The organism is Synechococcus sp. UW105 (genome assembly GCF_900473935.1).
In the GTDB taxonomy this organism is placed as follows: domain Bacteria; phylum Cyanobacteriota; class Cyanobacteriia; order PCC-6307; family Cyanobiaceae; genus Synechococcus_C.
In genome coordinates, this window is the sequence record NZ_UCNN01000025.1 from 1 (window position 1) to 6,063 (window position 6,063).

General features: G+C 48.5%; 9 protein-coding genes. 4 read left to right on the forward strand and 5 right to left on the reverse strand.

Annotation, left to right across the window (positions count from 1 at the left end):
- Positions 1-788: 788 nt before the first annotated feature.
- Entirely contained in the window at positions 789-1,049 is a 261-nt protein-coding gene (locus DXY16_RS10285; protein WP_115121144.1) for a sulfiredoxin, read from the reverse strand.
- 172 nt (positions 1,050-1,221) lie between these two features.
- On the opposite strand from DXY16_RS10285, the gene DXY16_RS10290 reads away from it, so the two are divergent.
- On the forward strand, positions 1,222-1,524 hold the full coding sequence (locus DXY16_RS10290; RefSeq protein WP_244281652.1) for a DNA ligase: 303 nt from the start codon (positions 1,222-1,224) through the stop codon (positions 1,522-1,524).
- Positions 1,525-1,682: 158 nt separating this feature from the next.
- Positions 1,683-1,997 (forward strand): DUF3288 family protein, encoded by a 315-nt coding sequence (locus DXY16_RS10295; protein ID WP_115121150.1) that lies wholly within the window; start codon positions 1,683-1,685, stop codon positions 1,995-1,997.
- Positions 1,998-2,485: 488 nt separating this feature from the next.
- Here the strand turns inward: DXY16_RS10295 and DXY16_RS10300 are convergent, their stop codons facing one another.
- Positions 2,486-2,797 carry a hypothetical protein gene (locus DXY16_RS10300; protein WP_115121146.1) on the reverse strand — a complete coding sequence of 104 codons (312 nt, stop codon included), beginning with the start codon at positions 2,795-2,797 and terminating at the stop codon, positions 2,486-2,488.
- A gap of 527 nt (positions 2,798-3,324) precedes the next feature.
- The gene (locus DXY16_RS10305) at positions 3,325-3,588 is read right to left on the reverse strand and encodes a Nif11-like leader peptide family natural product precursor (protein ID WP_115121147.1); all 264 of its coding nucleotides are present in this window, start codon (positions 3,586-3,588) and stop codon (positions 3,325-3,327) included.
- A gap of 132 nt (positions 3,589-3,720) precedes the next feature.
- Between DXY16_RS10305 and DXY16_RS14845 the strand changes: the two genes are divergently transcribed.
- The gene (locus DXY16_RS14845) at positions 3,721-3,888 is read left to right on the forward strand and encodes a hypothetical protein (protein WP_170953925.1); all 168 of its coding nucleotides are present in this window, start codon (positions 3,721-3,723) and stop codon (positions 3,886-3,888) included.
- An 81-nt stretch (positions 3,889-3,969) separates the two neighbouring features.
- Entirely contained in the window at positions 3,970-4,131 is a 162-nt protein-coding gene (locus DXY16_RS14850) for a hypothetical protein (RefSeq protein WP_170953926.1), read from the forward strand.
- A 57-nt stretch (positions 4,132-4,188) separates the two neighbouring features.
- Here the strand turns inward: DXY16_RS14850 and DXY16_RS10310 are convergent, their stop codons facing one another.
- Both DXY16_RS10310 and DXY16_RS14435 read right to left on the reverse strand, forming a co-directional pair.
- The gene (locus tag DXY16_RS10310; protein WP_115121148.1) at positions 4,189-4,443 is read right to left on the reverse strand and encodes a hypothetical protein; all 255 of its coding nucleotides are present in this window, start codon (positions 4,441-4,443) and stop codon (positions 4,189-4,191) included.
- A gap of 602 nt (positions 4,444-5,045) precedes the next feature.
- Positions 5,046-5,306, reverse strand: coding sequence for a hypothetical protein (locus DXY16_RS14435; RefSeq protein ID WP_137007086.1), 261 nt, complete (start codon positions 5,304-5,306; stop codon positions 5,046-5,048).
- Between the last annotated feature and the right edge of the window lie 757 nt (positions 5,307-6,063).

Below are 6,063 nucleotides of genomic sequence, written 5' to 3' on the forward strand. Positions count from 1 at the left end.
AGCTGTGAGCTTGCTCACAACAGCGCAAACGCCAGTCAGTGGCTGGGCTCACAGCGCTTCAGGCTGATGGTGCTTTGAGCGGGCACGGATCGATTTCTGTGCGTGGCATCAAAGGCGTGGCCAGCGTGCCAGCCCCGCCACGACCCTTGCCCAGAGCGCGAATCAGGGATCGCGGCGCTGGCTAGGCCCCAGTACAGACAAGTGGACGAGCGAGCTTCTGAGCACAACAGACGCTGAATTCAACACGAAGCCTGGAGGAATTGGAAAAATTGCCAAAGAAAGCACGGATACTGGTCGAACTATCTAGGATCAATAAGTCGTTGAATCGTTTCGCCGAGAGCATTGAACTATGGCTGAAATCAATTACAAGCATGATGAGTACAAATTACCATTCAGTGCTAACGAAAAGCATTCACCCGAAGAGTTCGACCCAAAACATGATGCAGCCTTAAACAATCCAGAGAGTCGCCACAGAGACAAGTTGATTGACGACATCTGTGACACTCATCCCGGATCACCAATGTGCAAGGTCTTCGACGAATGATTTTGACGAAGTCACTAGCAGTTGCTGACCTGATCTGATTCAAAGCTCCGCCAAACTTGAATAAGAGTTTCTAGTAAAATACTAGCTTTCCAAGTCATTCACAGCACCTAAGGCGAGACAGGAATGTCTCGCCTATTTTTTTTGGAATAAAGCCTGCAGAAGTCTAACTAGCATTGCCACCCTACCTTCTAACACGATCCCGAGATACAAGACCAAGGAGTAGGACCAAAGCCAAAGATCCAGCTCACATTAAGTGGAGCCGAAGCGTTGCTTTGTCGACCATTCGCACCTTTGCCTCGATGGTTTTGAGTCCTAGGCGCTTGTGAGCATTATACCGGTGGCATCCGTTGAAACCATAGAGCTTTCCATCGATCTCCAATAGATCGATCGGCTCCTCGAGCCCAATCTCTTTGATACTTTCAATCAGATATTTCAATTTGGCCTCATCAAGGATGGACTGATGCGGACGGATGATGTCAGCGATTGGAACTGTGCGACGCTCCATGGTGAGAATCCTTAATGAGTTGGGATGTGGACGATCAACTGATTAGGAGTGATCGCCGATAGTGGCAACCGTGCCGGCTGGAGGTGGGCTTAGCTGGTGAAACGAGCTAGCACTACAACAGCACTCTCTCCCAAAAGTTATGCGCGCTATCGCGTGGGCTTCACTCAGCCTGTTGGCAGCTCAACCCTTGATAGCAGGGGCGAACACAGTCGTGATCGAACGCATCCAAACCACTGTGTTTCCCGGCGAGGGCAAAGCAGCAGCTCAAGCCATCTGCTCAGGCCTGGCGGCGGGTCAACTCAGCCGTGATGGCGTAGGCGAAGATCTAGCAGAGCTGCAAGCCGCATTAATTCAGAGCAACGATCCAGAGTTAATGAATCAATACGTTGACACGTTCAACAACACCGCCGCTGGACATGCAGACTGCAACATACGCATCACAGACCCAAGAAATACAAAGCGAGACCTGTATTAACCAAGCTTCTGATCAACCGATCAGCACTGGATTATTCCTTGAAGTGCAAGCACCTAACAACTGATTGATCGAATGATCCAGTGGCCGCATTCACACTTGCCCGGCAGCCTCCATCGCTGACAAGGCAACCAGATCGTTTCAATGCCACACTCTGGTATATGACTGAAGACAAGGGGCAAACACACCCTCTCTACGCAACCGACCGTGAGGTTGTAGACAGCTTGCTGGGGCATGAAGGTGCACCAGGACCGGATCAACTCACCAGTGCTGCCAGGCTGTTGATGCGATATGACGGTTTCCCTGGGTCTCCCGACATCAAGGAAGACATCGAGCGAGCACTCAAAGGATGGGCTCTCGACCGCGATGGCCTAAATGCAAAATGCCGCGAGATCTGGGCACAAGGGTGGCGGCCTGGTCAGACGCTCGATGACACCGTCGGCTCAGGTGCCGATGTAGAAGACTCAGGTTCCTAAGCAAGGCAAGTCGATGCATCATGAGGGCCTTCCTTCCAACAAACAACCCAGCTCTCACTGTCTGCCAAGTCTGTTTCAGCGAGACGACCACGAGACGATAAGTTGACTCAACAGTTGCGAGCATCAAGCGCATTCAAAGGCTTGCCATCAAGGCTTCGCTCTGCAGCCAAGATCGCAACAGCAAGAAGATATTCATTGCACCATTGAATACATCCAACCCGACGAAGGCTGAGTCAGCAAAACTGTCGAGAGGTCAATCATGAGACCCAGAAGATGGGCCTGAAACCGAACCTCTACGTACGGTTGACCCTCTTTCGCAGTCTTCACGGCAGTCATAGACCAAACAGGTCTGAGGTTTCAAAAAGCATGGACTCAAAAGGCTGTCTATGACTGGGTTCTATCTGAGGCGTAACCCAAGGGAACCCCCACAACTACCCCCACAAACGACCCCCACAGTTGGCCCTTAGGTGCGTTGGTAGAACGAACCCTTAGAGGTCCAAGCCAGCTTCACGAAGCTTCCTGAGTTTCTTCAGCAGCTTGAGGTCCTCAAGAAGTTCAGCCTCCTTGTCATCAAGGGTCATCGATGTCGTGGGAGGTGTAGGTGCAGGGAGGTTGTATCCCATGTCCTGGCGGTGCCGCTGGGCATCGGCGGCAGCGGCGGCTTCAACCATCCCTGGCAGGTACGAGGAATAGCCATCAAGAAGCCCTCTACGTACAAGAGCCTCTTCAACGAGTCTTGAGACGGCTTTGCTATTGGAGACGCCTTGCTCCTTGGCGTAGGTCTCGATGATGGACAGCACGGGTGCCCTAAGCGCAACTTGAATCCGCTTATTCGTTGCTGATTAGCGCCAAGCAATCAATGGATGATCAATAGTAGTAACTGTGTACTGCTTTCTATGTCCAGCGTCACTGTCATCAGTGCAGTTACTCAGCAAGTTGGACTGTATGTCCATCTCGATAGAGCACAGCATCAGCCAAGATCCATTGGTATCACTACCTTCTTTGGTCAAGCCCTCTTGTGCCCCGCCCCAGCCGACGCGGGCAGGAAATAAAAATCCTCAAATCCAGCCCGCCAACGCCCGCGCTCTTCTCTTCTTTTTCCTTCTTCTATAGCCCCTCCCTTTTCTGCTCAGCCACCCGCCGCAGCTACCCGGCATGGGGGTCCGCAGGGCCGGGCGCTATAGAGATATGGGTAGACACAATTTTGTCAAAAATCAACCAGTCAATTATTAATTAGTGCCAGGTATTGGAGGCTGATTTATGAGCTTATTGGCGAGGTTGAAGAAGTAAAAAGCCTCTGCGGTTGCAGGGGCTTTGATGAGTAGGCTCAGACCATAGGTTCAGGCTGTCCACAAGTGTGCCAACCAGTCATCCCTATCGGACCTCTTCTTACCCCACCAGCCACGCCTTCCAGTTCCTCGTCAGAAATCTCTGATTGAGCGTTCTTCAAGTCATCAGCAGAGATGCTAAATCCAGCCTCTTTCGCAATAGAAACCACAGCATCAGCATCCGCAGCGGCTTTGAGCTTCTCCTGCAGACTGGTGTCTGCTTTGACTTTCTCTAGGAAAGCTTTGAGTTGCTCTTCTGACATAGGACAGGTGCCAATACAGAAGTCATAGCACTGGTTCAGTAACTACGCCGCTGTAGGTTGAGTTAAGTATTTATTAGAACCAGGCAAGGAGCCAAGAGTCAGAACTAGCTTGAGATAAGAGTATTGATTCCTATGCCCGAAAAGAACACCGACAAAGAACTCTCAATGGATGAGTTGAAGGATGCATCTGGCGGGGGAATGGGCTTAGACAGACTCGGTAGTAACAACTTCAAGGGTAAAAAGGTTCAGAACGCTGGAGAACCAGAAATGAAAGTTACAACCGACCCTTGGGACAAGTGAAGAAGGCGGAACCTGACAAATTTGTAGACGATGGACTAAAAGACAAGCCACAGCTAGAATCAGATTAGAGTATTGATTCCTATGTCTGAAAAGAAGACTGACGATGAACTCTCAGTTGAAGAGATGAAGAAAATATCCGGCGGGATCAGAACACAAGGTGGCGGGTACAAGAAAGACAATCGCAATACAAACCTAGTTAACTGGGATCTACCAGATACCAATGGTGGCGTATACAACAAATAGCCCGATTCAGGGACTCAGCTTTTAGCGCATAGAAGTCTGGTGAGTTCTACGAACACATCAAGAACCAACAGCAGTACTGTTTGTCTTGAGAGCAGTTCCAGTCAGGTGCAGATTCAAGTTCACATCAACTTGAGTTGCACGAAGTTCCATTGTTTGTGTCTTCAGGTCTTCCAGGTCAGCAATACGTGAAGGGATCTCTTCGATAGCAGCTTGTAGAGCAGCCATCTGCAATTCATATTGAGATTGAGTTGTCCTCAGGTCAGCGATTTGGTCATCAATGCCATCAAGGATTTGAGTATAGTTGTTAGCCATTGTCTTTTATGGTTGTAAGGGTTCATAAGGGCTATGTATTGGGTCCAGGTATACCAGTAAGCCAGTAGCCGAGATCCCAGTAAAAATAACCCCAGAGGCCTGTTCTAGGCGATTTAAACGGCCTATTTTGGAGTAATCAGTGTCAGGTGCTAAAAGCTTCAGACACGTCTTTAAAACGACAATACTGTCTTGAAGATAGAAGGTAGATAGCTTCGTCTTTAGCGATCCTATGTCCATAAGGATACTTCTCTCTTTCAGAGATTGGATATGCGGAGACATCTGTTTCTACATTGACAATAGGATTCTTTGGTCCTACATAGTGCTTGTATTTCATTTGTTTATTAGTGATTTATTTATTTATTAACTGGTGCCAAGGATGTAGCAGGTAGGTACCACGAGATAGCAACACGTCATGGGCTTCGCTAGAAGCTCAGCAGGGTTGTTTATTGAGTGGTACCTATACCTTCTTATGGGCTTCAGTTTGGCAATAAAAAACCCCTGCAGAAAAAGGGGCTTTCAGTGTTTAGTCTGTCCCACAAAATTCAAATCCAATAGTCAACTGTAGAATAGTTACCTTCTGCGTTTCCGCTCTGAAGGACCAATTAAGGAGCCTCCAGATACCTGCCGTTCCGCTCTGACCAATAGAAGTCTCCAGATAACTTCCTCCAGATATACTCAACCGGTTTTCCACCGTTCATTAGTTCACCGTCTCCAGATATTTCTATAGTTCCCAGATACTTCTGAATAGCTGTAGTTGTTCTTGTTAAGTCCGGATTACCTCCAGATACTTCTGATAGTTCAGCGGTAGTCAGCTCTTGATCGAGCAGTTCAGTGTTGTTGTAGTCAGTGTTGAGTTCAGGCATGGTTTTAAGTGAGCTGAGTGAGTGATGTTTGGGGTGCTGCCCCCTCGACTCCTTCAAGATCACAGCCCTTCTGGTGAGACCCAGTGCCTGGATGTGGTGGGGATGCAGGCAGGTTCTGGTGAAGCTCTGGTGAAAGGCTCAGATACCAGTCACAGCTTGGGATGACAACGCATGCAGACAACAAAAAACCCCGCTCGTGGCGGGGCTTGGTCGACTTGCTATTACCGCTTATACCTCTTACAAATTAAGAGATACGTTTTCTCTCTATACGCATCTTCGTCAGGTTTGACCTCCATGCTGATTATGTCACTTGGGTCGTTTCTGTGGACAAAGTCTTTGAACCACCTGCCATTGCGCCTAAACTGAGTTGATTCGTATTCTTCCGAACCTGAAAATCTTTCCATAAGCATGCCTTTCGAGCAGTTAATTGCTACATCCCAGGGCTTGTATCCTTTCGAGTCGTCAAGATTGTAGATCCTCTGTAAAAAGTAAATCCAATCTTTTTTGTGACTAATTGAGTCTATATCTATTTGCATTTGTAAGTTTCTAGAATTGGTTATTTTATCGGTATCTATCCAGGTGGCAGCTGCAGCCTGTGCGGTACAGAACCACGAGGTTGTTAGGAGTCCGATAAAAATGCCTAGTGAATTCCGGATCATCGATCAGATATGCTTCAAAATCAGACCACAAGTCTAGGCTGGTTACTCCAACAGCTCCAACACTTCTCGTACCTGGTCCAAGGTCGGAGCTACATATC

Bases quoted from the DNA above. Each gene is read 5' to 3' on its own strand.
- DXY16_RS10285 (WP_115121144.1), bottom strand. From the start codon at position 1,049: ATGGAGCGTCGCACAGTTCCAATCGCTGACATCATCCGTCCGCATCAG.
- DXY16_RS10295 (WP_115121150.1), top strand. From the start codon at position 1,683: ATGACTGAAGACAAGGGGCAAACACACCCTCTCTACGCAACCGACCGT.
- DXY16_RS10310 (WP_115121148.1), bottom strand. From the start codon at position 4,443: ATGGCTAACAACTATACTCAAATCCTTGATGGCATTGATGACCAAATC.
- DXY16_RS14850 (WP_170953926.1), top strand. From the start codon at position 3,970: ATGTCTGAAAAGAAGACTGACGATGAACTCTCAGTTGAAGAGATGAAG.
- DXY16_RS10305 (WP_115121147.1), bottom strand. From the start codon at position 3,588: ATGTCAGAAGAGCAACTCAAAGCTTTCCTAGAGAAAGTCAAAGCAGAC.
- DXY16_RS14435 (WP_137007086.1), bottom strand. From the start codon at position 5,306: ATGCCTGAACTCAACACTGACTACAACAACACTGAACTGCTCGATCAA.
- DXY16_RS14845 (WP_170953925.1), top strand. From the start codon at position 3,721: ATGCCCGAAAAGAACACCGACAAAGAACTCTCAATGGATGAGTTGAAG.